The organism is Halarchaeum acidiphilum MH1-52-1 (assembly GCF_000474235.1).
GTDB lineage: Archaea > Halobacteriota > Halobacteria > Halobacteriales > Halobacteriaceae > Halarchaeum > Halarchaeum acidiphilum.
The window spans coordinates 1-24,271 of sequence record NZ_BATA01000038.1 but is presented as its reverse complement, the minus strand read 5'-3'; the positions used below and the strand labels follow the sequence as shown (position 1 = coordinate 24,271).

The following is a 24,271-nucleotide window of genomic DNA, read 5'->3' as shown; positions in this document are numbered from 1 at the left end:
TTCGGGCCGACCTATTCCTCGTCGAGTTCTTCGACGATCTCGTCGGCGTCGACGTCGGCGTCCTCGAGTGCGTCCTCGATATCGCCGAGGTCCTCCTCACCGCCCATGCCGCCCATCATACCGCCCATACCGCCCATCATGCCGCCCATGCCGGCGCCATCGATGATCTCTTGGACGATGACGCGATCGACGTCGATCTGGTCCATGACCTGCTGGAGGATCTGCTGTTTGCCCATCATCCACTGCTGATTGAACTGGAGCTGCGGGCTCTGCTCGATGTACAGCGTCTCCTTCTCGACCGTCTCGGTCTCGAACTCGGGTTCTTCCTCCTCCTCCTCGGACTCGACCTGCACCTCCTCTTCGACCTCGTCCGTCTCGATGTGCATGTCGAGTTCGACGTCGAAGTACATGCTGAGGAGGCCCTGCGCCTTCTCGACGCGATCCTCGACGACGTCGACGATCTCGTACTGGTACTCGATGTCCTCGCCGGCGAGCATGTGGTTGAAGTCGACGCGCGCGCGCCCGCCGATGATCGTCTCGACGTGACCGTGCTGGCCCTCGATGTCGACGTGGGCGCCGGGATAGCGGTCGTCCTCCGGGATCTTGTCGACGCTGACGGTTCGGACCTCGCTCTCGTCGTACTCGCCGAAGGCGTCCTCGGCGGGGACGACGACCGTCCCGGTGTCGCCGACCTCCTTGCCGATGATGTCCTCTTCGACCGGCTCGAAGATGTGGCCCTCGCCGAGCACGAGCGTGCGCGGGGAGAAGTCCTGCTCCTCGGTGTCGATGTCCTCCTCCTCAGCGACTTCTTCGTCGGTCGTGTCGACGAGGTCGCCGCCTTCGACGGTGCGTGCGGTGTACGCGAGCTTGATGAAGCCGCCCGCCTGAAGCCCTTCGGACTCCTCGGCGTCTGCGTCGTCAGCCGTCTCGGTCTCTTGCTGGTCGCTCATACGCACACGGACACCCGTTCGACCCTTAAGAATCACGTTTCTACCGCGCGAGTCAGCGCATCGAGTCGAGGTCGCGGACCACGGCCGCGTCGACCGAGAGCCACGTCGTGAGCCGCGCCTCCTCGCTCGCGTCCTCGGGGTAGCACGTGCAGCGATTCGGGCCGCGATCCCGGCGGACGACGACGGATTCGAGCGCGTAGTCCGGAGCGGGGACGGTCGAGCGCGGCGCGTCACCGGCGGCGGAATCTGCTGACATCCCACTCGGATGTGCTCCGCTATCGGATAAGAATCCTGCTAAGAGGGGTATAGTGTACTCAATACCCGTCCGTACGTCGCCCTCGCATCGATCTCGCGCGCTTCCGGACGTCTTTTCCCCGCGCCCGCCGATCGGTCGTGCATGTACGAGGTCGAGGTGAAGGTGCCCGCCGATCACGGCGACGTCCGCGACGCGCTGGAGTCGGTCGGCGCCGAGGAGGGCGAGACCGTCGAACAGGTCGACACCTACTACGACGCGCCGCATCGCGACTTCGCGGAGACCGACGAGGCGCTCCGCGTGCGTCGCGTCATCGACGGCGACGGCGAGCGCGCGCGCATCACCTACAAGGGTCCGAAGGTCGACAGCGAATCGAAGGCCCGCGAGGAGATCGAGACCGGCGTCGCGGACGGCGAGGACGCCGGCGCGATCTTCGAGGGGGTCGGCTTCACGCCGGCCGCGACGGTCGAGAAGACCCGGACGTACTTCACCTACGACGGCTACACCGTCGTCCTCGACGACGTCGCGGGCCTCGGACAGTTCGTCGAGGTCGAGCGCGAGAGCGAGGACGTCGCGTCGGCCCGCGAGGGGGCCTTCGACGTGCTTCGCCGTCTCGGACTCGATCCCACCGAACAGATCCGGACCTCCTACCTCGGTCTCCTGCTCGACTGAGCCGCGATAACCCGAGCGCATATTCGCGGCCGGTTTCCTTTCCGCAAGTTATAGAACCGCCGGCGGCCAACGGTGGACAATGACCGAGCGGAACATCCGCGTCCAGCCCATCGAGCGCGGGGCCGTCGAGGACGAGGCCGTCGAGATCGTCGAGCGCAAGGGTGTCGGCCACCCCGACTCGATCTGCGACGGCGTCGCCGAACACGTCTCCGAGGCCCTCGCGCAGGCCTACTTGGATCGCGTCGGGAGGGTCCTCCACTACAACACCGACGAGACCCAACTCGTCGCCGGCACCGCCGCGCCCGCCTTCGGCGGCGGCGAAGTGGTCGAACCCATCTACCTCCTCGTGGTGGGACGCGCGACCAAACACTACGTCGACGACGAGGGCGAGGAGTACCACGTCCCCGTCGACTCCATCGCGCTCGAAGCCGCCCGCGAGTACCTCCGCGAGACCCTCCCCGAACTCGACCTCGAAACGGACGTCATCGTCGACGTCAAGCTCGGCGAAGGATCCGGCGACCTGCAGGACGTCTTCAGCGAGGAGGAACAAGCCGTCCCCGAGGCCAACGACACCTCCTTCGGCGTCGGCCACGCCCCGCTCACGGAGACCGAAGAACTCGTGCTCGAAACCGAACGCCACCTCAACGGTCCTTATCACGATGAGAACCTCGCGATCGGGCAGGACGTCAAGGTCATGGGCAAGCGCGAGGGCGACCGCATCGATCTCACGGTCGCCGTCGCCCTCGTCGATCGACACGTCCCCGACATGGACGCCTACCGCGCGGAGATCGAGGCCGTCCGCGAGGAGATCGAGACCCTCGCCACCGACTACACGAACCGCGACGTCACCGTCCACGTCAACACCGCCGACGACTACGAGGAGGGATCCGTCTACCTCACCGTCACCGGCACGAGCGCCGAACAGGGCGACGACGGGTCCGTGGGGCGCGGTAACCGCGCCAACGGTCTGATCACCCCCAACCGCTCGATGAGCATGGAGGCCACCTCCGGGAAGAACCCCGTCAACCACATCGGGAAGATCTACAACCTCCTCTCCACCCAGATCGCCGAGAGCGTCGTGGCCGACGTCGAGGGCATCCGCGACCTCCGCGTTCGACTCCTCAGCCAGATCGGCCGTCCCATCGATCAGCCCCACGTCGCCGACGTCCACGTCGTCACCGAGGAGGGCGTCACCGTCGCGGACATCGAAGCCGACGTCCGCGACGTCGTCGACACCGAACTCGCGAACGTCACCGACATCACCCAGCGCGTCATCGACGGCGAACTCGGCACCTTCTGAACGACCTGTTGCCGCGAGCGCGTTTCGCGCGCGCTGGCAAAACCGCTCCGCTCGGGTTCTCCGACCCACTCGGTCGCGGACCGAGCGCCGTCGCTCCTCGTTTCCGTTCGCCGACCGGTCGAACATTCTCGATGGCGAGCCGAGGTCGTGTGCGGTGAGCGGTCGAGGGTGCGCGACGCTTTAGTGCGCGACGCCCGTTTACGCACGCATGCATCCGCCGGACGCCGACGCCGTGCTCGTCCGCCACGGCGACATCGGCATCAAGAGCCGTTCCGTCCAGACGCGCATGGAGGAGCGACTCGCGGAGAACTTGCGGGCGCAACTCGACGCGCGCGGAATCGACGGGCGCGTCGAACGCGAGTACGGCCGTCTCGTCGTCCACACCGACGAGGCGGAGGCCGCGACGGCCGCCGCGACGGACACCTTCGGCGTCGTGTCGGCGAGTCCCGCGTCCGTCGTCGACGCCTCGCTGGACGCCATCACGGACGCGCTCGCCCGCGCCGCACGCGAGCACTATCACGGCGGGACGTTCGGCGTCGACGCGCGCCGCGCGGGCGAACACGACTTCGGGAGCCACGACATCGGCCGCGAGGGCGGGCAGGCCGTCTGGGAGGCGGTCGAGGACGACTTCGAGCCTGAGGTCGATCTCGACGACCCCGATCTGACCTTCGGCGTGGAGTGTCGCGACGCGCGGGCGTTCGTCTACCTCGAAGAGCGCGACGGTCCGGGCGGGATGCCGCTCGGCACGCAGAGACCCCTCGTCGCGCTCGTCTCGGGGGGCATCGACTCGCCGGTCGCCGCGTGGCTGGCGATGAAGCGCGGCGCGCCCGTCGTTCCGGTCTACCTCGACCTCGGGCCGTTCGGCGGTCCCGACCACGAGGCCCGCGCGGTCGAGACGGTTCGGCACCTCGCGAAGTGGGCGCCCGACGAGGATCTCGACGTTCGGCACGTCCCCGCGGGCGACGCCCTCGAACGCCTCGACGCCGACGTCGGGAACACCCGGATGCTCTCCTTCCGGCGCTTCATGTACCGCGTCGCCGAGCGCGTCGCCGAGGACGTCGGCGCGGTCGGGATCGTCACCGGCGAGGCCATCGGGCAGAAGTCGAGTCAGACGAGCGCGAACATGGCCGCGGTCGCGGGCGCCACGGCCCTCCCCGTCCACCGCCCGCTGCTCTCGTGGGACAAACAGGAGGTCATCGCGAAGGCGCGCGAACTCGGCACGTACCGCGACGCCACCATCGACGTCGGCTGCGATCGGCTCGCGCCCGCCCAGCCCGCGACCGCCGCGAGCGCCGAGCGCGTCGAAGCCGCCGAACCCGCCGACCTCCTCGACTGGGCCGAGGACGCCGCCGACGCGCGCGACGTGATCGAACTCGATCCCGTGGAGGTCGAGGCGTGACCGATCGCGTCGGACTACCGGTCCGACCGGGTCACGTTCGACACGCGAGGTGTCTCACGTGACCGAGGTCTGCATCGTCGCGAAGGACGACGCCGACCTCCCCGGCGACCTCTACGCCTACGAGACCGCGTATCGCGCGCTCGCCACGTACGATGCCGACTACCCGTGGGCGAACGCGCTCGCCGTCGAGACCGTCAGCCTCGGGACCGCCGTCTCGCTCCTCAACGACCTCGACTGGTACCTCGCGCGCGTCGCCCGCGACGCCTTCGTCCGCGACCCCAGCGTCAGCGAGCGCGAGTGGCTCTCCCGGCCGCTCGCGCGCGAACTCCGCGACGGCGAGGGCGACCCGGACGAGCGCGTGAACCGCCTCAAGGTGTACGGCGTCGCGGACGGCCGCCTCGTCGACCCCACGATGGTCCTCCGGGGCGACGCACAAGAAGGCCAGTACGACCGGAGCGAGTACGACGAGAGCGTCGTCGTCCGCGTGACGCGCGAGGAGTTCCATTGACGGCACTCCCGCCGATCCGCGAATGCCCGTTCGCGACGGCGCGTACGAAGAGCTAACTGTCCACCGACACTCCCGTCACACGATGCCCTCCGCGACCGACGTCGACCGATCACCCGAAGCGCGTGCCGTCGCCGAACGCTATCTCCGCCGCGAACGTCCACTCACTGCGCTCGTCGTCGTCCTCGTCGTCGGGATTTTCCTCGCGGCGTACGCTGTATCGTCGCTCCTCCCGGCGATCGCCGTCGCGGTCGTCCTCCTCGTCGCCGCGCGCGCGCCGCTCCTCCAGTCGCGCGGGACGATCCGCCTCCGCACCGACGACGACCCAGAGACCGTCGCCGCCGCGTTCGCGGGCCCGACACCGCCGGTGCTCGCGCTTCAGTGGGGGATCGCAGACAACGCCGTTCCGAGCGACGGCACGGCGACGTACCGCGTCTCGTACCTCTTGGGGCTCCGCTCCGTCGAGATGTCCGTCGAGACGGACGCGGAGCGGACGTCAGACGGTGCGCATCGCGTCGACCTCGCTGTCACCGCGAACGGGAGCGCGTGGGCGACGTACACGGCGATGATCCGTCCGGAGGAGAAGGACGGTGGCACGGCTGTCGAGGTCACGTACGCCGCAGAGCGACGGTTCGGCCTGCGGCGCGTCCCACAGCAACTCGTGGCCGACCGGTACCGCGACGAAGTGCTCGCGGTCCAAGGGTACGACGTCGTCGAGCGTGACGCGCACTTCGGGTTCTGAGACGCCGTCGGCGGTGTCGGGGTGCCCTCTCGCCCCGATCACGCCTTCGGTGTTCGCGCACGCTATCACCGAGCGCTTCGCGCTCGGGCCCGAGCACCCCCGAAGGGGGTGTGACGGGCTTTTGGCCGAGCTTTCACCAGCGAGCGAAGCGAGTGCAGTAAAAGGTCGTCAGTCGAAGACGCCCGCGCTCAGGTAGCGCTCGCCGCTGTCGGGGAAGAGGGTGACGACGAGGGGCTGTTCGTCGTCGCTCGCCTCGTAGGCGTAGCGTTCGGCGACGCGCTGGGCGACGAGGGAGACGGCGCCCGACGATTGGCCGACGAGGACGCCCTGTTCGCGGGCGAGTTCGCGGCATTCGGCTTCGGCGTCGTCGATTTCGACGGTCTCGATGGTGTCGATGAGGTCGACGTCGAGGATGCCGGAGACGAATCCGGGTCCCATCCCCTGAAAGGCGTCCTCGCCGGGTTCTTCGCCGGAGAGGACGGCGTTCCCGGCGGGTTCGACGGCGACGACCTCCACGTCGGGGAACTCCTCGCGGAGGCGGTGGCCGGTGCCGGTGATCGTCCCGCCCGTCCCGACGCCGGCGACGAAGGCGTCGATGTCGCGGCCGTCGACCTGTTCGAGGATCTCCTCGCCCGTGGTGCGATAGTGCGAGCGCGGGTTGGCCTCGTTCTCGAACTGGCGGATCGGGTACGCGTCGGTCTCGTCGGCGATGGCGGCGGCGCGGTCGTTCGCGTCGCTCATCGATCCCTCGACGAGTTCGAGGTCGGCGCCGTAGGCGCGCAGGAGGTTGCGGCGCTCCTGCGACATGTCGGACGGCATGACGATGGTGAGGTCGTAGCCGCGCGCGGCGGCGACGACGGCGAGGCCGATGCCGGTGTTGCCGCTCGTGGCCTCGATGAGGTGATCGCCGGGTTCGATTTCGTCGGCTTCCTCCGCGGCGAGCACCATCTCGCGGGCGGGGCGGTCCTTCGCGGAACCGCCGGGATTGAACGATTCGAGTTTCGCGGCGACGGTCGCGCCCTCGGGCGACGGGAGGCGGAGCAGGGGCGTCCCGATGGCGTCGAGGATGCTGTCGAGCATTACGTCGTGGTATGCGTGAGGGGGTTAAACCGGTGGCGCTCGTCTCCGCGGTTGGGGCAAGTTTCCGCCGGCGGCGCGGGCGTTAAGCCGGTCGAGCGCCTACGGGACGCCATGTCGACGGAGAAACTGGAGACGATGGAACCCAATCCGACGTGGAACGCCGACGCGCACGAGGACACCGTGGCGACGTGGAAACGCGTCGCGGACGACGTGACCGTGAAGGTGTGGGGCGGCGACTGGTGTGGGGACTGCCGCGGCCAACTCCCCGACTTCGCGGCGGCGCTTGAGGCCGCGGGCGTCGAGGACGTCGAGCACTTCCCCGTCGAGCGCGAGGACGGCGAGAAGTACGGGCCGGGAGTCGACGAGTACGATATCGAGCTCATCCCGACCGTCGTCGTCGAGGACGCCGATGGCAACGAGCTCGCGCGCTTCGTCGAGGAGGAGGGCCGACCGATCGCCGTGTGGCTCGCCGAGCGCCTCGACGAACTCGAAGCGTTCGCGTAACGGAGACGAGACTCCCCTATCGTTCTTCACGGCGGGCATCGAGCCTTTGGGCGTCCTGCACGCACCCCTCGACGTCGCTGTCCGCCGTGTCGTCCCGATCGGAAGCGCTCTGGCAAACCGCAACCCGAAGAGTAACCCCTTAGTAGCGCACGTGTACAACACGTAAATGTCGTCCCGTGTGAGCGGGGTGAGCGAAGTCCCGTGGTGTAGTGGCCAATCATAGCGGCCTTTGGTCGTATTCGGTTCCGGCCGATACGGAAGAAAGCCGTTGACGGCGGTTCGAATCCGCCCGGGACTATTCTGCGACGACCGGAGGAGAGGAGCGAATAGCCCGTCGATTCGAGCCCGGAAGGGGAGCGGATTCGAGCCTTCGCGGTTCGAATCCGCCCGGGACGATGACAACGTGATACCCCGTGCGGGGAGGCGCGGGGAACGTTCCTGCGGATGCTCGAATACAGGTGTGAGCGTGAAGGAACGCACTTCGTTGCGGTCAACCCGAGAGGGACGACCAAGGAGTGCGCGTCGTGTGGCGTTTCGACGGTCAAGCCGTTGTGGGTCCGTGAACACTCCTGTCCCGCCTGCGGGTTTGAGGCGGACAGGGACGCGAACGCGGCGTGGAACATCCTTTCTCGCGGCCTCGAAGATGTAGGAGTGGGATACTCCGAAGTAACGCCTGTGGAGACTGCGCTCCCTGTGGACACGCGGGTGTCTGCAAAGCGCGTCGTAGAAACAGGAAGCCCCACCCTCAAGGAGCGAACCGCGTCAGCGGTGAGCGAGTAGGGTGGAGTAGTTCACAAGTGCATGCCGTCGTCACCGGCGTCGACGTGCACGGTATCGACCCCGGCGATTTCTTCGGGGAGGCGTGCTCGTATCGCCTGCACGGTCATCGGCGAGATGCCACAGCCCGAACACGCGCCGCCGAGGGCGAGCCACACTTCGCCGGTCTCGACGTCGACGCCCTCGACGCCGGCGCTCCCGCCGTGCATCGCGATCTGAGGGAAGTTCCGCGAGAGGAAGGCCTGCACGCGCTCGCTGACAGCCGCTTCGTCCCCCCGCTCGGTTTCGGCGTTTTCGGCGCTCATTCTTCGACCTTCGCGCCGCATGCGCATAGCCGTATCGCCGGCGTGAACCGAGTCGATTATGCTGTCCCTGCCGCTCCGTTCGAGCATGAATCCGCTTCGCGACGGCTGGAAGCTCCTTCGAACCGGGTCGGCACTCGTCGGCGTCCTCGCGGTCGCGTTCGTCGTCCTCTCCTACGGGTGGAACGGCGAACCGCCCGCGCTCTCGCTCGAGTAGGCGCGTTCGAGCGTAACCGTTTAGCGCGCGCTCCGCGTTCCGTCTCTCATGCCCGCGCTCTCTTCGATCCCGGATCGACCGCTCACGACCGCGGAGGTCGCCGCGCTCAACGACGCGGACGCCTTCGACCTCGCCGTCCCCGTCGAGCGCGAGGAGGCGGTCCGCGCCGAGGACAACGAGCCGGTGGTCGTCACCGAGTCGCTCGTGCTCGCCGCCGCTGACTGGGTGAAGGGCGTCATTCACGAGGAGGACGGCTGGCGCGTCGTCGAGAACGTCACCGTCGAGGGAGAGGACCGCACCGAGGCGATGCTCACCTGTGAGGCCGCGGTCGAGGACGCACTCAAGCCCGGTGTGCGCGCCGACGCGGACGGCTGACCGCCGGAGCCGAGACGGCCGCTCGGGGGCGTCGTCGCCTGCAAAAGGCTAAAGAGCGAAACCGGCCTCTGTTGACGTAACAATGACAACGCGACACGAACCCCCGCCGGAGGTGAGTCCATGGGTGTCGAGATAAAGGAATCCGCGCTCGCCACCGGCGAACTCGACTCGATGGAGGCGTTCGTCTACGACTATCTCAGCGCCAGCGTCGAGAACGAGGACGACGGCGGTCGGATGCGCTGGTACCCGTGGCACTCCGCGGAGTATCGCTTCAATCATATCTGTAACGTCCGCGAACTCGCGAGCACCATCGCGGAGCGCGAGGGCGCGGACGTCGACGTCGTGCGCGTCGCCGCGCTCTTTCACGATATCGCGAAACTCGACGCCGAACAGGAAGTCCACGCCGAGGAGGGCGCGCGCGTCGCCCGCCAATACCTCGAGACGCACGGCGACTACCCGGCGTCGTTCGTCGATCGGGTCTGTCGGGCCGTCGAGTCCCACTCCGAGACGGACGATCTCGCATTGCTCGACCTCGAGAGCCGCTGTCTCGTCGAGGCGGACATGCTCGATAAGGTGGGCGCGAACGGGATCACGCTGATGTTCCTCCGCATGGGGTACGAGGCCCGCACGCACATGGAGGCCGCGGAGATGGTGACGCGCGTCCTCGAACGCGGTGAGGAGGCCAAAGAGCGCGTCCACAGCGACGCCGCCGAATCCATCGCCCACCAGCGCCTCAAGCGCGTCCGGTGGTTCCGCGAGTGGCTCGAATCGGAGGTCCCCCGGATGGACGCCGAAACGGACGCCGACCCCTAGAGGGCATCGACGAGAAACCACACGCCGAAGACGCAGAGGACGACGGCGCTCGCGTAGCCGACGACGCGTTCGAGGGTGTCGACCGCCTCGCCGGCGACGCGCAGGAGCACCGGGAAGCCGGTGATCCAGACGAGGATCCCGCAGAAGAATCCGAACACGGTGAGGGCGCCGTTCGTCACGCCGAACGCGTACCCGAACGCGGACACGGTCCCCGGATCGAGGAGTGCGACGCCCGCGGTCAGCCACCAGATGACCTGCATCGGGTTCGTGAGCGCCGCGAGGAACGTCTTGCGAAAGCCCGCGCCGGCCTCGGTGTGAGCGGCGCCCTCGCGCGCGCTCTTCGCCGCGCCGTACGCGAAATAGCAGAGCAGGAGACCGCCGATGGCTTTCATCGCGGCCTGAACCGTCGGCGCGCGCCGGAGGAAGGCGACGACCCCCCCATAGGCGAGGACGAAGAAGCAGGCGTCGGCGCTCATCGCGCCGAGACCGGCTCGGAACCCCGCTCGCCACCCGCGCGTCACCGACTCCTGTGCGATGAGGGCGTTCATCGGACCGGGCGGCGCGGCGAGCGAGAGACCGAGCGCCACCCCCGCGACGATCGAGACGAGGTCGGACATACGCACACGCGGACGCGGCACGCGAAAAAGCCGTCGGGATGCCGGAAGCGCACGCGCGAAACGGGCGTGTGCGAGCGCGCGGTCGGCCTACGCCGTCGCGCGCGTCTCGCGTTCGACCCGGATGCTCGCGGCGATGGCCGTCGGCAAGTGGATCTCGTCGCCCTCGACGTGCACCGTCACCATGTCGATGGGCGCGACGGTGACGACGTCGAGTTCGGCGCCGGGTTCGATGCCGCGCTCGGCGAGATACGCGAGGTGCTCGTCGTCGCGATCGCTGACGCGCGCGACCGTCACGGTCTCGCCCTCCTCGATGTCGGCGAGCGCGGCCGTGTCGTCGTCGGCGAGTGGCGCGAGCTCCTCCGTCGGAATCGGGTCGCCGTGGGGGTCGACGCGGGGTTCGCCGAGTGCGTTGGCCACCCGGCGCTCGAACGCCTCGCTGATATGGTGTTCGAGCGCGTCGGCCTCCTCGTGGACCTCGCTCCAGTCGTAGTCGAGGTGTTCGGCGAGATAGGACTCGAGGAGGCGGTGGTGACGCAAGATCTCGAGAGCGACCGTCTCGCCCTCGTCGCTGAGTTCGACGCCCTTGTACTTCTCGCGCTCGACGAGTTCGCGATCCGCGAGCTTCTCGAGCATGCTCGTCACCGTGGGCGGCGTCACGCCGAGGTACTCCGCGAGATCCGACGTCCGGACCGGCGGACCGCCCTCGCGCTGGAGGACGTAGGTCGCCTTCAGGTAGTCTTCCATCACGTCGCTCAGCATCACTACCCCGCATTAGACGCGTCTAAAACTTAGTGTTGCCGTCCGCTCGCGTCAGATCCCCTTGCTCATCAGGTGCGATCGCAGGATGTCGTCGTCCTTGCTCCCCGCGCCCGCGTTCACGAGGACGACGACGTCGTCGGCGTCGAGGTCGCCGCGCTCGGCGAGGGCGTAGGCGGCCGCGACCGGCGAGCCGCTCGACGCGCCGACTTCGAGTCCGGCGTCGGACGCGAGCGACGTCGCGCCCTCCAGAATCTCCGCGTCCGGGGCCGCGACGGCCCCGCCGTCGGTCGCGCGGATCGCGTCGAGCGCGAGCGCGCTTCCCGCCGGATCCGGGATCTCGATGCGCCCGCAGATGGTGTCCGGGTTCTCCCACGGCTCGTGGCCGTCGCGATGCTCCTCGAACGCGCGGACGATCGGCGCGCACCCCTCCGCCTGCGCGGCGTAGAGCTTCGGGAGACCGTCGGTGAGTCCGACCGCGTCGAGTTCGCGCGCGGCCTTGTGGAACGCGTGGAGACCGGCGCCGCGGCCCGTCGGGTAGAGCACGCGGTCCGGCGTCTCCCAGTCGAGCGCCTCGACGATCTCGGCGTACGCCGTCTTCAGGCCTTCGTGGGCGTACGGCGTCGAGAGCGCCTGCACGGGGTGCCAGTCGTCGCGATCGGCGACGGCGTCCGCGAACGCCGACGCCGCGTCACCGATCCGCCCCTCGACGACCGACATGTCGCCGCCGTGAACGTTCACCATCGCCTTGTTGGTGAAGCCCGCGCGCGACGGCACGAACGTGTGACTGTCGAGTCCGGCGCGCCCCGCGTACGCCGCCGCGGACTGGCCGTCGTCGCCCGTCGACGCGAGCGCCACGTCCGTCGCGCCCGCGCGTTTCGCCGCCGTCACCGCCACCGACTGGCCCCGATCGTCGATCGCGCCCGTCGGATTACGCCCCTCGTCCTTCACGTAGACGGCGGCAACGCCGAACTCCGCGGCGAGCGACGGCACCGGGACGAGCGGCGTCCCACCCTCCTCGATCGACACCGCGTCCGGGGGCGCGAACGGGAGGAGTTCGCGATAACGCCACTGCGAGCGCGTCGAACGGTCCGCGAACGTCTCGCGTGCGAGATCGAGCGCGTCGAAATCGTACGTGACGTCGAGCACTCCGTCGCAGGACGGACAGCGCCCCGCGACCTCGCTCGCGTCGAACGTCGCGTCGCAGGCCGTACACCGCACGCCGGCGAGCGCCGGATTCGTCTCCATGCGTGGGACGTGGGCGACGCGGGCGTTAAGCCTCCCCTTCGGGATCGGCGACCGGTGGCTCTTTGCCACTCAGCGCCGACGTGCCGCGTATGACCGACGTCCTCGCGGACAAACGGACCGCGACGCGCTTCCGCGTACTCGTCGAGATCGCGGACCGCCAACCGGCCGTCAGTCAGGGGGAGATCGCTGACGCGGTCGGCGTCACCACGCAGGCCGTCAGCGAGTACATCCGCGACCTCGTCGACGACGGACTCGTGGAGAAGGAGGGCCGCTCGCGCTATCGCGTCACGAAGGAGGGAGTCGATTGGCTCCTCCGCACCGCGGACGACGTCCGGCGGTACGCCGATCGCGTCACGGAGGACGTCCTCGGGAGCGTCCACGAGGACGCCGCCATCGCGCTCGACGACGTCGAATCCGGCGACGCCGTCACGCTCACGATGCGCGACGGCCTCCTCCACGCCGATCCCGACGGCAACGGCTCCGCCTCCGGCGTCGCCACCACCGACGCCGCGGCCGGCGAGGACGTCGGCGTCACCGGCTTCGAGGGCATCATCGACCTCGAACCCGGCCGCGTCACCGTCTACCAGATCCCGCCCGTCCGGACCGGCGGGAGCGGCGCCGTCGACCTCGACGCGCTCCGCGACGCCGCCTCGTCGTCCGATCTCGTCCTCGCCGCCGGCGTCGAGGCCGTCGTCGCCCTCCGGCGGGTCGAACGCCCGCCCGCCGTCACGTTCGCCGTCGGCGAGGTCGCGGCCGCCGCCGCCGGACGCGGACTCGACGTCGTCGTCGTCGCCACCGCCGACACCGTCGGCCGCGTCACCGATCCGCTCCGCGACGCCGACGCTCGCTACGAAGTGGCCGATCTCGGATAGCGATCTCTCTGCGGGCGCGGGGAGAAAGACGAGAACGAGAGACGGAACGACCGAGAGGCTACCCGATGTACCGCAGGTCCTCGTCGCCGCCCGGATTCGGACCCTGTTCCATCTGCTGCATCTGCTCGACGACGTCCTCCATCTCGTCGGCGCGCTCGTCGAGGGCCTCGAAGTCCACGTCGAAGCCGAGGAGGTCCTCGAGCGTTTCGAGGACGACGCGCGCGCTCTTCGGGTCGACGAGGTAGCCCGAGGTCTCGCCCATCAGGCAGGCGGCGTCGAAGCCGCGCCGGCCCCCGAGACCGACGAGCAGCCCCGACGTGCCGACGATACCGCCCGCCGGCTCCTCCGAGCGGAACTCGACGCCGACGTCTTCGAGGGACGCCTTCCGGTCGTCGTTCGCGACCGCGCCGACGACGGCGTGGTCCTCGACGAGTTCGCCCGTCGGAACGCCGCCGAGCGCGTATACCTCCGAGACGCCGACGTCCTCGGCGACGTCGAGGAAGGCGTTCGTGAGCCGGTAGTGCCCGCGATTGTCGGCGGCTTGGTGGTCTCCGGTGAGCACGAGGAGGTCGCGGCCCTCCGTCGTGATCGCGTGGAACGTCGCGTCCGCCAGCGCGGCGACGCCGCCCTCGTCGACCGTGACCTGCGGCGGGAAGGCCTCGGAGAACACCCGCCGGACGAGCGTCCCGTCCCCCTCCTCGATGAGGTGCTCGGCGACGAGCTTCCCGACGTGGCCGACCCCCGGCAGTCCCTCGATGAGGACCGGGTCGTCCAACTCTGTGTCCGCGACGACCTCGATGTCGACTTCGTCCATGCGACCTACTCGCGTGCGCGGCGCTTAAGTTTGCGTCGGTACTCCCCGTACGGATCGCCGGGATCGAACGGCGCGGGCGCGCTGTTCTCGGTTTGCTCGTCGCACTCGGGACAGGTGTCAGAAAGGGTGTAGACGGGACGGTCGTGCGCGCGACAGATTCGGATGTCCGCGTGCACGGTCCTACGCTTCTTCTTCGAGCTGGCGCTCGCGGTGGAACTCGCCCATCCCGCCGTGCGCCTCGACGTCCTCGGTGGCGCGGGCGGCCGCGAATTCGAGTTCGTCCTCCGCCGTCTTGTAGTTCGGCGCCTCGACGCGCACGCGGTACTCGGGCGCGCCGACGTACGTCACTTCGAGGTCGGCCTCCTCGGGGACGTCGTCGTCGCCCTCCGCGGCCCGCAGCGCGGACTTGATGTCGTCGACGCCGTCCGGCGACGGCGATTCGAGGTGGACGTATCCCGTGACGGTGACGTAGGGCACGGAGACGTTCTCGCGCGCTGTGGCGACGATCGACTCGACGTCGTCGTCGTCGAGATCGCAGGGTTCGAGCGCCTCCACGCCGTGGATGGCGGCCTGCTCGAACCCCTCGTAGAGCGATCCGAACTCCGCGACGAGTTCGTTGGCGACCCCGCGGAACTGCTCGTCCGCCATCTCCTCGCCGAAGGCCAGCTCCATCCACTTATCGGCCTTCTGCTCGTTCTTCCACTCCTGAATCTTATCGGAGCGCTGGTGGTCGTTGACGTCCTTGATCGAGAGGTCGATCTGCTGGGAGGACGTATCGACGTCGAGGACCTTCGCGACGACCGTCTGGTCCTCGCGGACGTGGTCCCGGACGTTCTTGATCCAACCGGAGGCGACCTCGCTGATGTGGACCAGCCCGCGCTTGTCGCGGTACTCCTCTAAGTCGACGAAGACGCCGAAGTCCTCGATCTCGTCGACCTTCCCGACGACGAGATCGCCGGTCTCGGGCCAGCCCTCGTACTTCATCGGGCCTCGACGGTCTCCGTGACCTCGCCTTCGAGGTCGGCCTTCCCGCCGGTCGGGCGCGCGAGCGTCGTGCCGCAGACGGCGCACGCGACCGTCGAGGAGGCCTTCTCGAAGACGATCTGTTCGTTCTCACAGTCCGGACACAGAACGCGGAAGAAGTTCCCAGACATGGTTTACTCCTGAAACTCCAGCTTACCCGCGCGCCATCCCTTGCGGAGGTGGGCCTTGCCGCACTCGTTGCAGCGGTATTTGAGGTCGGTCTTCTTCGTCGGCTTGTCGCCACCCGGCACCTTCGAGAACTTACCCGAGTTCCCGATGCGGGAGGTCTGGCGCTTGCGCTGGCGACCCTGAACCTTCGTCATCCCCGAGGTCCGGCCCGATCGGACCTTCTCGACCTCGTGCTCGTGGTGTTCGTTGCAGTGCGGACAGTAGGTGTTGAAGCGTCGTGGCATCTCCATAGCGAATCAGCTCTGTTGTCTCTCGGTTCGACGTCGACGCTTAAAATGGACACGGTTCGCCGCCGACCGGCGCAACACTCTTGTGAACGCGGAGCACGGTCTCCGTCGTGCCCTCCCGCCCCGCGCTCGCCCTCTGCGCCCTCCTGCTCGTCACCGTCCTCGTCGCGCCCGCGGCCGCACGCCCGCCGCCGCGCGACGTCTCCGGGTTCGCCGACTTCGGCGACGGCGGCCAGTACCGACCGTACGACTACCCCGCGACGGGCGTCTCGAACGTCACGCTGACCGTCGCCGTACACGCGAACGGCACGAGCGCGTGGACGGAGGCCGCGACGCTCGACGACCCCGAGGCCGCGCGCGCGTTCCGCGAGAACGCCACGCTGCGCCGCGCCGTCGCCGACGACCGGTTCGGCTACCGCTTCGACCGGCACACCGAACGCCTCCGCTCGCGCGTCGACGGCGACCGCTTCGTCGTCACCTACCGCCTCGACGAAGCCGTCTCCCGTCGCGCCGGCGGCGTCCTCCTCGCCCCCTTCGCGTACTACGGGAACCGGTACGAACCCGGGGACGCCGACGTCACGGTTCGCGCGCCGTCGGGCTACCGCGTCCTCGCCCACCCGGACGCGATGGCCGTCGCGGACGACGGCACGACGCTCCGGTGGAACGCCACGACGGGCGCGGGCGACGCCGGCGTCTCGCCCGGCCTCGTAACGTTCGCGCCCGCGGGCGCGTTACTACTCCACGACGTCCGCGGCGAACTCCCGGTCCTCGCCGTCTACGGTCTCCCGACGCTCGGTCTCGGCGTCGCGTACGCCCTCCTGTTCGGCCTGCCGCTCGGTCTCGTCACGAGCGCCGGGGCCGCACTCGCCGGCCGCCGACGACGCGTCGTTCGCGGCGTCGGCCTCGCTACCGTCCTCCTCGTCGGTCTCGCCACCGTCCTCGGGCACTACCCTGCGACGGGGAGCGTCGTCGGGCGCGCCCTCCACCCCTTCTTCCTCACGCTCGCCGTCCCCGCCGCCCTCGTCGTCGCCGCGATCGGTCTCGCTCTCCACGCCGCGCTCCGGTGGGTCGTCGCCGATCGGTAGTGGCTGTATTTCGCCGCCGACGCCGGTGCGATGGCTTTAATCGGCGCGCCGCGGAAGCGGAGCACATGAAGCGGCTCATCATCCACGGGGACCCCGGCGTGCAAAACGGCGCCGTCATCGAGCGCGACGGCGAGGAGAAGGTGCTCTTCGGCGTGACCCGCAACGGCGACTGGCACGGTCCCGAGCGCGTCCAACTCTGGTGTGTCATGGGTGAGCGCGACGAGCTCGAGGCCTACGCGAAACGCGACTACGTCCCCCACTGGCTCGACGTCGAGACCGTCGACGCCGAGGACGTCACCGTCGTCACCGAATCGAAGACGTCGATGACGATCGAGTAGGCCGCACCTCTTCCGGTCTCCGTCCGCGCAGCGGCGGCGCTCGGACGCGTGCGTCGCTACCGTGTCGTGCTGCGTGTGAGCGAGAGAGCGTCTGTGGGGACTCTAGCGTACGCGCGCCGGAGGCACGTGCTTCACCGATCGGCGGAGCGACCGGGGATTTTCCTCCTCTGCGAGACACTTTGCGTCTCGCCGATCCCACGCTCACTCCGTTCGCGTGGACCGTGTTTTTCGGGGGTGGTTCGCGCAAGCGCGAACCCGACGAGTGAAACGGAGCCTAGTAGACGGAGACGTCGATCTCGACGTCGCGGGACCGGCCTTCGAGGTCGGCGACGACGCGCTCGACGACGCGGCGCCCCTCCTCGACGACGAGTTCGGAGGCCTTCTCGATCACCCAGTCGAGCGAGGCGAACAGCGGGAGGTCGAGGACGCCCTCCGCCGAGTCGGGTTCGTACGTGACGACGAGGCGGACGCGGCAGGCGGGCGCGTCGCCGGCGTCGCCGTCGGTGTCGCGTTCCTCATCGGCGTCGAGCGGCTCGACGACCCACCGGCCGGCCGCGTCGAAATCACGCGACACATCCCAGTCGATGCGCTCGGGCCGTTCGACGTCGGTGACGCGCGTGTGAACGGTGCAGTCGAGTTTCCACCACGCGAAGGTGAGCCGGTAGTCGGTGCCGGGACCGCCGTCGCCGTCCGCGCGGACCGACTGGAGGTGCTTCGAGTAGGCCGCGTAGCCCGGGAAGTCGAGGAGGAAGTCGTACACCTCGGCGGGGGGCGCATAAACGGTCGTCGCGACCTCGACGGTCTTCACACGACGGCGTGGGCGCGCGAGCGGTATAACGCCGGCGGTGACGGCGCCGCGGCTGATGCGGCGTAACGAACCGCGGACTCGCTCCGTCGCACCACGAGTGCCAGTCTACTCGTGGCACCGACCCCGGCGTGTGCGAGGCCGGCAGTACGACGGAACACGGTCCCACGCGGCGTAATCCGTTGCGAACGCGCGTCCGCTCCCCCCCGCCCGCTCGCTTCCTCGCGCTTGGGAGCGGCGCGTACGTGTCGATCGGAGCGAAGGCTATCGGACGTGAGAACGGAGGAACGTCACGGAAAGAGGAGATAGCGGGTGGTAGATTTGAACTACCGATCTCCGGGTTATGAGCCCGGCGGAATCTCCTGGCTATCCCAACCCGCTGATTCTTCGTAACGCCGTCTTGCGGATAAGGCTTGCGAAGCCCGGTGCCGTGTGCGAGTCTCTCCCTCAGAGATCGAGTTCGTCCGCGAACGTCTCCGCGGCCGCGGCGGAGGACTCCGGCCCGCGGGCGGTGACGAGGTCGCCGTCGATCGTCACCGAGACGTCCGCGTCGAGTTCGGCGTCCCAGTTCCCGCCAGCGGCCACGACCTCGTCCTCGACCCAGTAGGGGAGCTTGCGACCGTCCGGCATCCGGTCGTGTTCGTCGACGATGCCCTCCTCCCACGCGTTCGGGAAGCCGGTGACGTCCCGGCCGTCCACGAGGAAGCCCCGGTCTCCGTCGCGGGCGAACCCGAGGATGCCGACGGCGTGACAGACGACGAGGGCCTTCCCGGCGTCGCCCGCGACGTGCTCGCGGAGGAGGCGGCGGGCGTCGCGGTCCTGATTGACGTCCCACTCGGTGCCGTGACCGCCGGGGAAGACCACCGCGTCGTAGTCGGCGGCGTCCACCGCCGCGATCGGCTCGGGATCGTTCAGCCGCTCGTCCGAATCGTCGATCTCGCGGACGCGTTCGGCGGTCTCCTCGCCGACGTTCTCCGGATCCACCGAGCGCTCGTCGACGACCGGCGGACTCCCGGTCGGCGTCGCGACGGTGATCTCGGCGCCGCGCGCGTCGAGCGTCGTAAGCGGCTCGATGCACTCCTCGCCCCAGTATCCCTCTTCGCTGACGACGAATAGGACGGACGTCATGACGGCTCGGTCTTCGAGCGCCGGACGGTTAACCGTGACTCAGCGCGCGACCCTCGCCGCTTGACCGGCGTGCCGGACGGCGCCCGTACTCGATGACTCGCGTTCCGTGACGCACACCGCTTCGGCGGTCGCGCCGGCGCCGACCTCCCCGACGCGACGCTTATATCCCGACGGCGGCGAGTTGTACCCACATGACCGAGCGGGGGAGGATCACGCGGCGCCGGCTCCTCGCGGCGGGGGCGGGAGCGGCCACGCTCCCACTCGCCGGCTGCGCCGGCGGCACCGGGACCGAACGGGAACGGTCGGCGACGTTCACGCTCGGCACGAGCGACTCCTTCGCGGGGCTGAACCCCCTCGCGACCGCCTCGGGATACTCGTGGATCCTCCTGAATCTGGTGTACGAGAGCGGGACCGTCGTCGATCCCGTGACGTTCGACGTCCGCCCCAACGTCTTCACGGACTGGACCGTCGCGGGCGCCGACGGCCCGGACGCCGAACCCGTCGTCTCCGTCTCTGTCCGCGACGGCCTGACGTTCACCGACGGCACGCCGCTCACCGTCGACGACGTCGTCTTCACGTACCGCTACCTCCGCGAGCAGCGCCCGGCCCGCTATCTGCCGGTCGTCTCCACCATCGCCGCCGTCGAGCGCGCGTCCGGCGACTGGGACCTCCGACTCCGCCTCTCCGAGCCGGTCGGGACGTACGCGAGCAGCACGCTCGCGCTCCCGATCCTCCCCGAGCACGTCTGGTCCGGCGTCGACGACTACCGGCGCTATCGCCCGTCGAATCACGGCGGACCCGTCGGTCTCGGACCCGCGACGGTGACGTCGTACGAGCCGGACACGTCCGCGTCGGTCTCCTTTCGCGACCCCGACGAGTACGCCCTCAGCTCCCTCGACTGGCTCCGCGATCGCGATACGCTCGACGCCGGCGGCCCGTTCCTCGACGCGCTCCGCGTGCAGGTGTACGGCTCCGACGCCGCGCTCCAGCGCGCCTTCCTCGACGGCGACGTCGACGCCGTCTTCCGAACGGTCGATTCCTCGTCTGTCTCGGACATCGAGGCCGCCGACGGCGAGACGCTCGTCGAGGGGTCGGCGACCGGCTACGGCTTCTACGGCTTCAACCTCCGGCGACGGCCGCTCGACGACCTCGTCTTCCGGCAGGCGCTGACGTTCGCCTTCGACGACTACCACGACGTCACCGAACTCCACGACGGCTACGTCCGAAAGGGCGACTTCGTCGTCCCGCCGGGGTACACCGCCGTCCGGCCGGAGTCGGGCGCGGACGCAGATATCCTCACGGCGCCGGCGACTGAGGCGTTCGACTACCGCGCGCGCGACGACGGCGGCGCGTTCGACGCCGCGGCCGTCCGGGACTTTCTCACCGGCGGCGAGCCGATCACGGGCGCGGCCGGGACGTACGCCGGCCGCGAGTATCCGGGGAGCCTCACGGGCGTCTGCGCCAGCCGGCGCGGCGCGCGCCACGACTACTCGTTCGGGCCGGTGCGCTCGGACGCGCTCGCGGACGCCGACACCGACGTCGAACTCCGCGTCGACGGCCGGACGATCCCGGACCTGCTCGGCGGGCCGCTCGAGATCCTCATCACGCCCGCGAAGCGCTCGCCCGAGCGCTCGGCGATGACGACGGACTGGATCGAGACGCTCGGTCGCCTCGGGGTCCCCGCGACCCGGACGGTACTGAGCCTCGGCGCGATGACGGACGCCGTCTACGCCCGCGAGGACTTCGACGTCTATCCGATGCGCATCGGCGGGGTCTCGCCGTTCGCGGTCACGACGCTCTACGCGCTCTTTCACAGCGACAACGCGGACGCCGGGAGCGACGACGGCGACGACGACGACGACACGCGCGCGAACAACGCGATGGGCTACGGGCTGTTCGACGACGCGAGCGCCGACGAACTCATCGAGCGCGCGCTCCACGAGACGGACGCCGATCGGCGCAACGCCCTCGCGCGCCGCGCCGTCGAGCGCGTCTACCTCGACGTCCCGGTGATGGTGACGGACTACCCGCGCGAGCGGTGGCCGCTCGACACCGCCTCGTGGACGAACTACGTCCCCGACATCCCCGCGCCCGGCTCGACCAACCTCGCCACCGAACTCCTGCAGCTCAGACCGCGGGGGTGACGGACCGGTGAGGAGCGTCGCCCGCGTCGATTCGGCGAGTCGGTCGCGACCCGCACACCGGGGGTGGCGTGCGTGACGCGCTTCAGCGCGGCCTATCTCGCTCGCCGGCTCGCCGTCGCCTACGCCACCCTACTCGCCGTCATGACCGTCCTCTTCGCTCTGCTCCGCGCGATGCCGGGATCGTTCGTGAGCGCGATGACGACGCCGGGGATGACCGCCGCGCAGGTCGCGCGCGTCCGGGCCGCATGGGGCGTCGACGACCCGCTCTGGATGCGCTATCTCCGCTTCCTCTACAACTACCAGACGGGCCACTTCGGCTGGTCGCCGACGATGCACGCGCCCGTCGCGGCCGTCCTCGCCCGACGCCTCCCGCGCACGCTCGTGCTCTTCGGCGCGGCGTTCCTCTGCTGTTACGCCGTCGGCCCGCTCGCCGGCATGCTCCTCGGCTGGTACCGCGACGCCCGCCCCACCCCGCTCGCGCTCGCCGTCTCGCTCCTCGTCTACGCGACGCCCGTCTTCTGGGTTGCGTGGCTGCTCGTCTGGCTCTTCGACGACGCGCTGGAGTGGCTCCCCGGCCGGCACATGGTGACGCAGTTCCCGTCGTTCGCCGCGACGCCGCTCGCCGTCGCCGCCGACTTCCTGCGCCACCTCGCGCTCCCCCTGCTCTCCGTCGTCCTCGTCGGGTGGGTCGGCGCGATGCTGCTCGTCCGCCCCGCGATGCGCGACGCCGCGCGCGCCGACTACGTCCACCTCGCGCGGGCGAAGGGTCTCCCCGAGCGCACCGTCCTGTTCAAGCACGCCGGGCGCAACGCGCTCGTCCCCGTGACGGCGAGCGCCGCGATCGCCCTCGCATTCCTCGTCGACGGCGCCGTCGTCACCGAGACCGTGTTCTCGTGGCCGGGCATGGGGCGACTGATCGTCACCGCGGTGCTGAACCGCGACTACCCGCTCGCGCAGGCCGCGTTCTTCCTCATCGCCGTCCTCGTCGTCGCGTCACGCCTCTGTCTGGACGTCGCGTACACCTACCTCGATCCGCGGATCGACTTCGGAGGGGGCGAGCGATGACGGAGCGAGACGCCCGCTCGCCGCCTCACTCCGGTTCGGCCTCGTCGCGTCCCGACTCGCCGTCACACCGAGACTCGTCGCACTCGGCCTCGTCGCGTCCCGACTCGCCGTCACACCGAGACTCGTCGCGTGCGTCGCGTGCCAGCCGTCACCGCCGCTTCCAACGCGTGCTGGGGCGCGTTCGCTCGAATCGCCTCGGACTCGTCGGCTGCGGTCTGCTCTGCGTCGCCGCGCTCTGGGCGCTCGTCCCCGGCGTCTTCGCGCCCCACGACCCCGGGTGGGTGGCGTACGTCGCGCGGGCGACGGCCGCCTCACGCTCGCCCAGTCGCGCTCCCTCCCGCATCCGCCGGCGTTCGGCGATCCCTTCTTCGCGCCGCTCGGCACCACCGCGTCGGGCCACGGCGTCCTCACCGAACTCGTCTACGGCGCGCGGACCGCGCTCCTCGTCGGCGTCGCCGCCGCGCTCCTCGCCTCGCTCGTCGGCGTCCCGCTCGGCCTCCTCAGCGGCTACCACGGCGGGACGTGGCTCGACGAGACGATCCAGCGTGTCGTGGACGTGCTCTACGGCGTCCCGTTCCTCCCGTTCGTCGTCGTCCTCGTCGCCGTGCGTGGCGCCTCGACGACGAACGTCGTCCTCGCCATCGCCGCGACGTCGTGGCTGAACAACTGCGTCGTCGTCCGGGGCGCGACGCTGTCGCTGACCCAGCGCGCCTACGTCGACGCGGCGCGCGCCGCCGGCCTGCGCCCCCGGCGCATCGTCGCCAGACACGTCCTCCCCGACGTCCTCCCGCTCGCGGCCGTCTTCCTCGCGCAGGACGCCGCGACGGCGATCCTCGCGCGCGCCACCCTCGCGTACCTCGGACTCGCGGACGACGCGACGCGCTCGTGGGGGTCGATGCTCCAAGCCGTGCAGGCGACCGGCCACGTCTTCGACGCGCCGTGGTGGCTCCTCCCGCCCGGCGTCGCCATCGCGCTCCTCGTCGCCGCCTTCTACTTCGTCGGGCACGCCGTCGAAGACGTCACGGAGGTTGAGTGATGCTCCTCGAACTCGACTCCCTCTCGGCCCGCTATCGCACGCCCGACGGCGACGTCCACGCCCTCGACGACGTCTCGCTCACCGTCGAGCGCGGCGAGACGTACGGCCTGCTCGGCGAATCCGGATCGGGGAAGACCACGCTCGCCGAGGCGCTCGTCGGCCTGCTCGACGACGCGGGCGCGGTCACCGGCGGCCACGCGTGGCTCGACGCCGTCCCGCCCGCGTGGACGACGGCCGACGGCACGCCGCGCGCGGACGTCGTCGCCGACGACGCGTACCCGGTACGCGACGACGGGCTAGTCGATCTCCTCGCGCTCCCCGAGACCGCACTGCGGAGCCTTCGGTGGGCCGAGATCGCGCTCGTCCCGCAGCGCGCGATGGGCGCGCTCAACCCCGCGTACACCGTCGGCGAGCAGATCGCCGAGGCCGTCCGGCGCCACGAACCCGAGATCGGGCGCTCGCGAGCGGCCGAGCGCGCCCGCGACGCCCTCGATCGCGTCGGCGTCGGAACCGCGCGCGCCGACGACCACCCGCACGATCTCTCGGGCGGCGAGCGCCAGCGCGCCGTGCTCGCGATGGCGCTGGCGTGCGATCCCGCGCTCGTCGTCGTCGACGAACCGACGACGGGACTCGACGCCATCACGCGCGACCGCGTGCTCTCCGACCTCGCGGCGATCGACGCGGCCGTCCTCTTCGTCAGTCACGACCTCGCGTCGATCGCCGAGACCTGCGATCGCCTCGCCGTCCTCTACGGCGGCCGGCTGATGGAGACCGGCCCGACCGAGACCGTACTCGGCGATCCCGCGAACCCCTACACCCTCGGTCTGCGCGAGTCGTTCGCGTCCGTCGCCGCCCACGCCGACCGCCCCGTCGCGATCCCCGGGTCGTCGCCGCCGCTCGTCGATCCCGCCCCCGGCTGTCGCTTCCGCGCGCGCTGTCCGTTCGCGACCGACGCGTGCGCGACGCGCCACCCGCCGACGTACGACGTCGCGGCCGCCGAGCGCGACGGGACCCTCGATCCGACGACCGCGCGCG

The 24,271-nt window shown here is 69.9% G+C and carries 30 protein-coding genes, 2 tRNA genes and 1 pseudogene; 18 read left to right on the top strand and 15 right to left on the bottom strand.

Annotated features, from left to right (window positions below):
* Positions 1 to 11: 11 nt before the first annotated feature.
* The gene (locus AOZ13_RS08155) at positions 12 to 950 is read right to left on the bottom strand and encodes an FKBP-type peptidyl-prolyl cis-trans isomerase (RefSeq protein ID WP_020222248.1); all 939 of its coding nucleotides are present in this window, start codon (positions 948 to 950) and stop codon (positions 12 to 14) included.
* Between the two features lie 52 nt (positions 951 to 1,002).
* Positions 1,003 to 1,206, bottom strand: coding sequence for a DUF7511 domain-containing protein (locus tag AOZ13_RS08150; protein WP_020222247.1), 204 nt, complete (start codon positions 1,204 to 1,206; stop codon positions 1,003 to 1,005).
* A gap of 141 nt (positions 1,207 to 1,347) precedes the next feature.
* Between AOZ13_RS08150 and cyaB the strand changes: the two genes are divergently transcribed.
* The 5 genes from cyaB to AOZ13_RS08125 all read left to right on the top strand — a co-directional run bounded on the left by cyaB (position 1,348) and on the right by AOZ13_RS08125 (position 5,821).
* A complete protein-coding gene (gene cyaB, locus AOZ13_RS08145; RefSeq protein WP_020222246.1) occupies positions 1,348 to 1,875 on the top strand; it encodes a class IV adenylate cyclase in 528 nt (175 codons plus the stop codon).
* Positions 1,876 to 1,954: 79 nt separating this feature from the next.
* Complete coding sequence (locus tag AOZ13_RS08140; RefSeq protein WP_020222245.1) at positions 1,955 to 3,175, top strand: methionine adenosyltransferase; 1,221 nt, start codon at positions 1,955 to 1,957, stop codon at positions 3,173 to 3,175.
* 208 nt (positions 3,176 to 3,383) lie between these two features.
* On the top strand, positions 3,384 to 4,574 hold the full coding sequence (locus AOZ13_RS08135) for a tRNA sulfurtransferase (RefSeq protein WP_021780305.1): 1,191 nt from the start codon (positions 3,384 to 3,386) through the stop codon (positions 4,572 to 4,574).
* A gap of 58 nt (positions 4,575 to 4,632) precedes the next feature.
* A complete protein-coding gene (locus AOZ13_RS08130; protein ID WP_020221749.1) occupies positions 4,633 to 5,082 on the top strand; it encodes a DUF5804 family protein in 450 nt (149 codons plus the stop codon).
* 82 nt (positions 5,083 to 5,164) lie between these two features.
* Positions 5,165 to 5,821 carry a hypothetical protein gene (locus AOZ13_RS08125; protein WP_020221750.1) on the top strand — a complete coding sequence of 219 codons (657 nt, stop codon included), beginning with the start codon at positions 5,165 to 5,167 and terminating at the stop codon, positions 5,819 to 5,821.
* Between the two features lie 168 nt (positions 5,822 to 5,989).
* Here the strand turns inward: AOZ13_RS08125 and AOZ13_RS08120 are convergent, their stop codons facing one another.
* Positions 5,990 to 6,901: a PLP-dependent cysteine synthase family protein gene (locus tag AOZ13_RS08120; protein ID WP_020221751.1), complete on the bottom strand. Its 912-nt coding sequence runs from the start codon at positions 6,899 to 6,901 to the stop codon at positions 5,990 to 5,992.
* Positions 6,902 to 7,012: 111 nt separating this feature from the next.
* Between AOZ13_RS08120 and AOZ13_RS08115 the strand changes: the two genes are divergently transcribed.
* From AOZ13_RS08115 to AOZ13_RS08105, 3 genes and pseudogenes are all read left to right on the top strand, one after another.
* Positions 7,013 to 7,405, top strand: a complete 393-nt coding sequence (locus AOZ13_RS08115; RefSeq protein ID WP_020221752.1) for a TlpA family protein disulfide reductase — start codon at positions 7,013 to 7,015, stop codon at positions 7,403 to 7,405.
* Positions 7,406 to 7,600: 195 nt separating this feature from the next.
* A tRNA-Gln gene (locus tag AOZ13_RS08110) sits at positions 7,601 to 7,703 on the top strand.
* A 134-nt stretch (positions 7,704 to 7,837) separates the two neighbouring features.
* Positions 7,838 to 8,185: pseudogene (locus tag AOZ13_RS08105) on the top strand (zinc ribbon domain-containing protein); the annotation flags it as partial.
* Between the two features lie 11 nt (positions 8,186 to 8,196).
* Here AOZ13_RS08105 and AOZ13_RS08100 read toward each other — a convergent pair.
* Positions 8,197 to 8,487 carry a NifU family protein gene (locus AOZ13_RS08100; RefSeq protein ID WP_020221753.1) on the bottom strand — a complete coding sequence of 97 codons (291 nt, stop codon included), beginning with the start codon at positions 8,485 to 8,487 and terminating at the stop codon, positions 8,197 to 8,199.
* An 85-nt stretch (positions 8,488 to 8,572) separates the two neighbouring features.
* Here AOZ13_RS08100 and AOZ13_RS15285 point away from each other — a divergent pair, with 85 nt between their 5' ends.
* From AOZ13_RS15285 to AOZ13_RS08090, 3 genes are all read left to right on the top strand, one after another.
* Entirely contained in the window at positions 8,573 to 8,701 is a 129-nt protein-coding gene (locus tag AOZ13_RS15285; RefSeq protein ID WP_020221754.1) for a hypothetical protein, read from the top strand.
* 48 nt (positions 8,702 to 8,749) lie between these two features.
* Positions 8,750 to 9,076, top strand: a complete 327-nt coding sequence (locus AOZ13_RS08095) for a hypothetical protein (protein WP_020221755.1) — start codon at positions 8,750 to 8,752, stop codon at positions 9,074 to 9,076.
* A gap of 120 nt (positions 9,077 to 9,196) precedes the next feature.
* Positions 9,197 to 9,889 carry an HD domain-containing protein gene (locus AOZ13_RS08090; RefSeq protein WP_020221756.1) on the top strand — a complete coding sequence of 231 codons (693 nt, stop codon included), beginning with the start codon at positions 9,197 to 9,199 and terminating at the stop codon, positions 9,887 to 9,889.
* Here the strand turns inward: AOZ13_RS08090 and AOZ13_RS08085 are convergent.
* The 3 genes from AOZ13_RS08085 to AOZ13_RS08075 all read right to left on the bottom strand — a co-directional run bounded on the left by AOZ13_RS08085 (position 9,886) and on the right by AOZ13_RS08075 (position 12,510).
* A complete protein-coding gene (locus AOZ13_RS08085) occupies positions 9,886 to 10,506 on the bottom strand; it encodes a LysE family translocator (protein WP_020221757.1) in 621 nt (206 codons plus the stop codon). The two genes, AOZ13_RS08090 and AOZ13_RS08085, sit on opposite strands and share 4 nt — an antisense overlap.
* An 87-nt stretch (positions 10,507 to 10,593) precedes the next feature.
* On the bottom strand, positions 10,594 to 11,265 hold the full coding sequence (locus tag AOZ13_RS08080; RefSeq protein ID WP_049934011.1) for a metal-dependent transcriptional regulator: 672 nt from the start codon (positions 11,263 to 11,265) through the stop codon (positions 10,594 to 10,596).
* 51 nt (positions 11,266 to 11,316) lie between these two features.
* Positions 11,317 to 12,510 (bottom strand): threonine synthase, encoded by a 1,194-nt coding sequence (locus AOZ13_RS08075; RefSeq protein ID WP_021780301.1) that lies wholly within the window; start codon positions 12,508 to 12,510, stop codon positions 11,317 to 11,319.
* 89 nt (positions 12,511 to 12,599) lie between these two features.
* Between AOZ13_RS08075 and AOZ13_RS08070 the strand changes: the two genes are divergently transcribed.
* Positions 12,600 to 13,382, top strand: a complete 783-nt coding sequence (locus AOZ13_RS08070) for a DUF7839 domain-containing protein (protein ID WP_021780300.1) — start codon at positions 12,600 to 12,602, stop codon at positions 13,380 to 13,382.
* 58 nt (positions 13,383 to 13,440) lie between these two features.
* Here the strand turns inward: AOZ13_RS08070 and AOZ13_RS08065 are convergent, their stop codons facing one another.
* Genes AOZ13_RS08065 through AOZ13_RS08045 form a run of 5 tightly spaced genes read right to left on the bottom strand, consistent with a single transcriptional unit; the run spans position 13,441 to position 15,638 of the window.
* Positions 13,441 to 14,196: a proteasome assembly chaperone family protein gene (locus AOZ13_RS08065; protein ID WP_020222625.1), complete on the bottom strand. Its 756-nt coding sequence runs from the start codon at positions 14,194 to 14,196 to the stop codon at positions 13,441 to 13,443.
* Between the two features lie 5 nt (positions 14,197 to 14,201).
* Positions 14,202 to 14,372 carry an RNA-protein complex protein Nop10 gene (locus AOZ13_RS08060; RefSeq protein ID WP_020222624.1) on the bottom strand — a complete coding sequence of 57 codons (171 nt, stop codon included), beginning with the start codon at positions 14,370 to 14,372 and terminating at the stop codon, positions 14,202 to 14,204.
* Between the two features lie 4 nt (positions 14,373 to 14,376).
* On the bottom strand, positions 14,377 to 15,180 hold the full coding sequence (locus AOZ13_RS08055; protein ID WP_020222623.1) for a translation initiation factor IF-2 subunit alpha: 804 nt from the start codon (positions 15,178 to 15,180) through the stop codon (positions 14,377 to 14,379).
* Positions 15,177 to 15,350, bottom strand: a complete 174-nt coding sequence (locus tag AOZ13_RS08050; RefSeq protein ID WP_020222622.1) for a 30S ribosomal protein S27e — start codon at positions 15,348 to 15,350, stop codon at positions 15,177 to 15,179. Before AOZ13_RS08050 ends, AOZ13_RS08055 begins: the two co-directional genes overlap by 4 nt.
* A 3-nt stretch (positions 15,351 to 15,353) precedes the next feature.
* The gene (locus AOZ13_RS08045; RefSeq protein ID WP_020222621.1) at positions 15,354 to 15,638 is read right to left on the bottom strand and encodes a 50S ribosomal protein L44e; all 285 of its coding nucleotides are present in this window, start codon (positions 15,636 to 15,638) and stop codon (positions 15,354 to 15,356) included.
* 107 nt (positions 15,639 to 15,745) lie between these two features.
* Here AOZ13_RS08045 and AOZ13_RS08040 point away from each other — a divergent pair, with 107 nt between their 5' ends.
* Both AOZ13_RS08040 and AOZ13_RS08035 read left to right on the top strand, forming a co-directional pair.
* The gene (locus AOZ13_RS08040) at positions 15,746 to 16,720 is read left to right on the top strand and encodes a hypothetical protein (RefSeq protein WP_021780299.1); all 975 of its coding nucleotides are present in this window, start codon (positions 15,746 to 15,748) and stop codon (positions 16,718 to 16,720) included.
* 65 nt (positions 16,721 to 16,785) lie between these two features.
* Positions 16,786 to 17,058 carry an HAH_0734 family protein gene (locus tag AOZ13_RS08035; RefSeq protein ID WP_020221860.1) on the top strand — a complete coding sequence of 91 codons (273 nt, stop codon included), beginning with the start codon at positions 16,786 to 16,788 and terminating at the stop codon, positions 17,056 to 17,058.
* 274 nt (positions 17,059 to 17,332) lie between these two features.
* On the opposite strand, the gene AOZ13_RS08030 is transcribed toward AOZ13_RS08035, so the two are convergent.
* From AOZ13_RS08030 to AOZ13_RS08020, 3 genes are all read right to left on the bottom strand, one after another.
* Positions 17,333 to 17,866: a type II toxin-antitoxin system RatA family toxin gene (locus tag AOZ13_RS08030; RefSeq protein ID WP_020221859.1), complete on the bottom strand. Its 534-nt coding sequence runs from the start codon at positions 17,864 to 17,866 to the stop codon at positions 17,333 to 17,335.
* 303 nt (positions 17,867 to 18,169) lie between these two features.
* Positions 18,170 to 18,244: transfer RNA gene (locus AOZ13_RS08025), tRNA-Met, on the bottom strand.
* A 66-nt stretch (positions 18,245 to 18,310) separates the two neighbouring features.
* Positions 18,311 to 18,991 (bottom strand): DJ-1/PfpI family protein, encoded by a 681-nt coding sequence (locus AOZ13_RS08020; protein WP_020221858.1) that lies wholly within the window; start codon positions 18,989 to 18,991, stop codon positions 18,311 to 18,313.
* Positions 18,992 to 19,182: 191 nt separating this feature from the next.
* On the opposite strand from AOZ13_RS08020, the gene AOZ13_RS08015 reads away from it, so the two are divergent.
* The 4 genes from AOZ13_RS08015 to AOZ13_RS08000 all read left to right on the top strand — a co-directional run.
* Positions 19,183 to 21,135 (top strand): ABC transporter substrate-binding protein, encoded by a 1,953-nt coding sequence (locus tag AOZ13_RS08015; protein WP_021780297.1) that lies wholly within the window; start codon positions 19,183 to 19,185, stop codon positions 21,133 to 21,135.
* 72 nt (positions 21,136 to 21,207) lie between these two features.
* Positions 21,208 to 22,200 carry an ABC transporter permease gene (locus AOZ13_RS08010; RefSeq protein ID WP_044957697.1) on the top strand — a complete coding sequence of 331 codons (993 nt, stop codon included), beginning with the start codon at positions 21,208 to 21,210 and terminating at the stop codon, positions 22,198 to 22,200.
* A 277-nt stretch (positions 22,201 to 22,477) separates the two neighbouring features.
* Positions 22,478 to 23,236, top strand: coding sequence for an ABC transporter permease (locus AOZ13_RS08005; protein WP_021780296.1), 759 nt, complete (start codon positions 22,478 to 22,480; stop codon positions 23,234 to 23,236).
* A partial coding sequence (locus AOZ13_RS08000; RefSeq protein ID WP_049934008.1) for an ABC transporter ATP-binding protein occupies positions 23,236 to 24,271 on the top strand: 1,036 nt, incomplete at its 3' end. The genes AOZ13_RS08005 and AOZ13_RS08000, both read left to right, overlap by 1 nt.

What these genes read in the sequence shown, in the direction of transcription:
- AOZ13_RS08155 (WP_020222248.1), bottom strand. Translation starts at nt 950, where the DNA reads ATGAGCGACCAGCAAGAGACCGAGACGGCTGACGACGCAGACGCCGAG.
- AOZ13_RS08150 (WP_020222247.1), bottom strand. Translation starts at nt 1,206, where the DNA reads ATGTCAGCAGATTCCGCCGCCGGTGACGCGCCGCGCTCGACCGTCCCC.
- cyaB (WP_020222246.1), top strand. Translation starts at nt 1,348, where the DNA reads ATGTACGAGGTCGAGGTGAAGGTGCCCGCCGATCACGGCGACGTCCGC.
- AOZ13_RS08140 (WP_020222245.1), top strand. Translation starts at nt 1,955, where the DNA reads ATGACCGAGCGGAACATCCGCGTCCAGCCCATCGAGCGCGGGGCCGTC.
- AOZ13_RS08135 (WP_021780305.1), top strand. Translation starts at nt 3,384, where the DNA reads ATGCATCCGCCGGACGCCGACGCCGTGCTCGTCCGCCACGGCGACATC.
- AOZ13_RS08125 (WP_020221750.1), top strand. Translation starts at nt 5,165, where the DNA reads ATGCCCTCCGCGACCGACGTCGACCGATCACCCGAAGCGCGTGCCGTC.
- AOZ13_RS08120 (WP_020221751.1), bottom strand. Translation starts at nt 6,901, where the DNA reads ATGCTCGACAGCATCCTCGACGCCATCGGGACGCCCCTGCTCCGCCTC.
- AOZ13_RS08115 (WP_020221752.1), top strand. Translation starts at nt 7,013, where the DNA reads ATGTCGACGGAGAAACTGGAGACGATGGAACCCAATCCGACGTGGAAC.
- AOZ13_RS08100 (WP_020221753.1), bottom strand. Translation starts at nt 8,487, where the DNA reads ATGAGCGCCGAAAACGCCGAAACCGAGCGGGGGGACGAAGCGGCTGTC.
- AOZ13_RS15285 (WP_020221754.1), top strand. Translation starts at nt 8,573, where the DNA reads ATGAATCCGCTTCGCGACGGCTGGAAGCTCCTTCGAACCGGGTCGGCA.
- AOZ13_RS08095 (WP_020221755.1), top strand. Translation starts at nt 8,750, where the DNA reads ATGCCCGCGCTCTCTTCGATCCCGGATCGACCGCTCACGACCGCGGAG.
- AOZ13_RS08090 (WP_020221756.1), top strand. Translation starts at nt 9,197, where the DNA reads ATGGGTGTCGAGATAAAGGAATCCGCGCTCGCCACCGGCGAACTCGAC.
- AOZ13_RS08085 (WP_020221757.1), bottom strand. Translation starts at nt 10,506, where the DNA reads ATGTCCGACCTCGTCTCGATCGTCGCGGGGGTGGCGCTCGGTCTCTCG.
- AOZ13_RS08080 (WP_049934011.1), bottom strand. Translation starts at nt 11,265, where the DNA reads ATGCTGAGCGACGTGATGGAAGACTACCTGAAGGCGACCTACGTCCTC.
- AOZ13_RS08075 (WP_021780301.1), bottom strand. Translation starts at nt 12,510, where the DNA reads ATGGAGACGAATCCGGCGCTCGCCGGCGTGCGGTGTACGGCCTGCGAC.
- AOZ13_RS08070 (WP_021780300.1), top strand. Translation starts at nt 12,600, where the DNA reads ATGACCGACGTCCTCGCGGACAAACGGACCGCGACGCGCTTCCGCGTA.
- AOZ13_RS08065 (WP_020222625.1), bottom strand. Translation starts at nt 14,196, where the DNA reads ATGGACGAAGTCGACATCGAGGTCGTCGCGGACACAGAGTTGGACGAC.
- AOZ13_RS08055 (WP_020222623.1), bottom strand. Translation starts at nt 15,180, where the DNA reads ATGAAGTACGAGGGCTGGCCCGAGACCGGCGATCTCGTCGTCGGGAAG.
- AOZ13_RS08050 (WP_020222622.1), bottom strand. Translation starts at nt 15,350, where the DNA reads ATGTCTGGGAACTTCTTCCGCGTTCTGTGTCCGGACTGTGAGAACGAA.
- AOZ13_RS08045 (WP_020222621.1), bottom strand. Translation starts at nt 15,638, where the DNA reads ATGGAGATGCCACGACGCTTCAACACCTACTGTCCGCACTGCAACGAA.
- AOZ13_RS08035 (WP_020221860.1), top strand. Translation starts at nt 16,786, where the DNA reads ATGAAGCGGCTCATCATCCACGGGGACCCCGGCGTGCAAAACGGCGCC.
- AOZ13_RS08020 (WP_020221858.1), bottom strand. Translation starts at nt 18,991, where the DNA reads ATGACGTCCGTCCTATTCGTCGTCAGCGAAGAGGGATACTGGGGCGAG.
- AOZ13_RS08015 (WP_021780297.1), top strand. Translation starts at nt 19,183, where the DNA reads ATGACCGAGCGGGGGAGGATCACGCGGCGCCGGCTCCTCGCGGCGGGG.